The sequence below is a fragment of the Aeromonas sp. ZOR0002 genome (assembly GCF_963866995.1).
Classification (GTDB): domain Bacteria; phylum Pseudomonadota; class Gammaproteobacteria; order Enterobacterales; family Aeromonadaceae; genus Aeromonas; species Aeromonas caviae.
Genome location: NZ_CAWMFQ010000383.1, coordinates 1 through 2,168, shown reverse-complemented (window position 1 = coordinate 2,168; position 2,168 = coordinate 1). Strand labels below are relative to the sequence as shown.

The window sequence follows — 2,168 nt, the reverse complement described above, 5'->3', positions numbered from 1 at the left end:
CCTGATGCTGGCGGGGCTGCTCATCTCCCAGATCCGCCTGCGCTGGTGGTGGAAGTCCCGCCGCAACAAGGTGCCCAGCCAGTCCTGATATCTGCGGTGGTCATTGACCACAAATAAAACGAGGCGCCCAAGGGCGCCTCGTTTTATTGCCGCCTGCCTAGCGCACGCTGGAGCAGAAGCTCACGTCATCGCGCAGGGGGTCATTGCTCACGCTGTGATAGAGCTCGAAGCAGGGGCCGTCCCCAAAGGCGAGCCCGGCCGCGACGATATCGCCGATGTGCTCCTGCCAGCGCTCCCCGTACTGGCTGCGATCCGTGATGAGGTAGCGGGACTGGGCGTAGCGTCCGGCGGGGATGTGCTGGGTCTCCACCTCTCCCGAGCCCTGGGTCCCCACCGGTACGCTGATGCCGATGTCGGTGCGGCACTGGGCCGGCGGCGTCACCTCGGGGTTGTCGTGGTAGATGAAGATCCACTCTCCCCCTTCCAGGCCACGGGGCGCGGCCCACTGGTGAAGGCGATGGCAGACGGCGTCATACCCTTCGCCATAGGGGCCGGTGACCCGGATATAGGCCAGGGTGCGGGCGTCCATCTCGACGGTGTTCATGGTGTTGCTCCTTGCTGATGAGTGGCCTTCAGCATAAGGGAGTGCCCCTTGCCATGCGTGTCCTTCCTTGCGATCCAGGTGTCCGTTCTTGCCCTTGTCGCGGCGAAACGCCCCCGGGGTACAACCATAGTGACGGCGAAACGCCTTGGCGAAAGCCTGGGAGCTGCCAAGCCCCGCCCCCAGGGCGATGGCGGTGACGCTGGCATCGGTGTAGCAGAGCTGCCAGGCCGCCCGCTGCATCCGCAGGCGGCGGCACATCTCGCCGGGGGCCTCCCCCACCACGGCGGTGAACACCCGGTGGAAGTGGTAGAGGGAGAGGCAGGCGCGACTCGCCAGCGCCTCGATGGAGAGATCCGGATCCTGCTCCAGTGCCCTCAGCACCGGCGTCAGGCGCTCGCGATAGTCGATCATCGGCGCACCCTGGCCATGTAGAGGGCATCCACCAGCACCCCATGACGCAGGCCGTAATCCCGGGCTACGCCCTCCTCCACAAAGCCCGCCTTGCGATAGAGGGCCAGGGCCGCCTGATTGTCGGCCCAGACCGTCAGCTCCACCCGCGTCAAGCCGAGCCAGTTGTCCGCCAGATCCAGCGCAGCCTGCATCAGGGCAGTGCCCACCCCGCGCCCGGCCCAGTCATCGTGTACCGCCATGCCGATGCTCGCCACGTGGCGGCGACGGGGGGCCGGCTCCACCATCAGAACCAGCGCACCCGCCACCTCCCCCTCCCACTCCGCCAGCAGGCTGTAGATGCCATCCCGCGGGGTCAGCTTCTGCTCCCACTGCTGCAAGGAGGGGAAGGGAAGTTGCAGGGTGCCCGCCTGGGCATGGGGCATGGCGTGAAGATCCCGCAGGGCGGCGGCATCTTCCGGCCCGGCGCGGCGAATGGTGATGGACATGAGACCTCCTGATTGGCTGAATCCCATCTTGCCGCAAGGCTGGCGTCTGTTTCCACCCCCATCAGCGAAACCAATCAAAGGGTTAGGCACACTCCATTGGAGCCGCTCCCCCACTTCCCCTAGTCTGGCGACTCATCACAAGGAGACCCGCCATGACCGACAAGACCCTGCGCAGCGCCAACGGCGCCCCCGTTGTCGACAACAACAACAGCCTCACCGCCGGCCCCCGCGGCCCCGTCCTGATGCAAGACATCTGGTTGATGGAGAAACTCGCCCACTTCGACCGCGAGCGCATTCCCGAGCGGGTGGTGCACGCCAAGGGCTCGGGCGCCTACGGCACCTTCACCGTGACCCACGACATCAGCGCCTTCAGCAAGGCCGACCTGTTCAACGCTGTCGGCAAGCAGACCCCGGTGTTCCTGCGCTTCTCCACCGTGGCCGGCGAGAAGGGGGCCGCCGACGCCGAGCGTGACGTGCGCGGCTTCGCCCTCAAGTTCTATACCGAGCAGGGCAACTGGGATCTGGTGGGCAACAACACCCCGGTCTTTTTCATTCGCGATCCCCTGAAATTCCCCGACTTCATCCACACCCAGAAGCGGGATCCCCGCACCAACCTGCGCAGCGCCACCGCCGCCTGGGACTTCTGGTCCCGCCACCCGGAATCCCTG

Annotated in this window: 3 protein-coding genes; 1 reads left to right on the top strand and 2 read right to left on the bottom strand. The window is 66.3% G+C overall.

The window, feature by feature from the left end:
* Window positions 1-157: 157 nt before the first annotated feature.
* Together AACR77_RS20810 and AACR77_RS20805 are read right to left on the bottom strand one after the other, a co-directional pair.
* Window positions 158-1,015, bottom strand: a complete 858-nt coding sequence (locus AACR77_RS20810; RefSeq protein ID WP_042881872.1) for an AraC family transcriptional regulator — start codon at window positions 1,013-1,015, stop codon at window positions 158-160.
* On the bottom strand, window positions 1,012-1,500 hold the full coding sequence (locus tag AACR77_RS20805) for a GNAT family N-acetyltransferase (RefSeq protein ID WP_010675925.1): 489 nt from the start codon (window positions 1,498-1,500) through the stop codon (window positions 1,012-1,014). Before AACR77_RS20805 ends, AACR77_RS20810 begins: the two co-directional genes overlap by 4 nt.
* Before the next feature lie 152 nt (window positions 1,501-1,652).
* Between AACR77_RS20805 and AACR77_RS20800 the strand changes: the two genes are divergently transcribed.
* Window positions 1,653-2,168: catalase (locus tag AACR77_RS20800; protein WP_042881870.1), on the top strand; the 516-nt coding region annotated here is incomplete at its 3' end.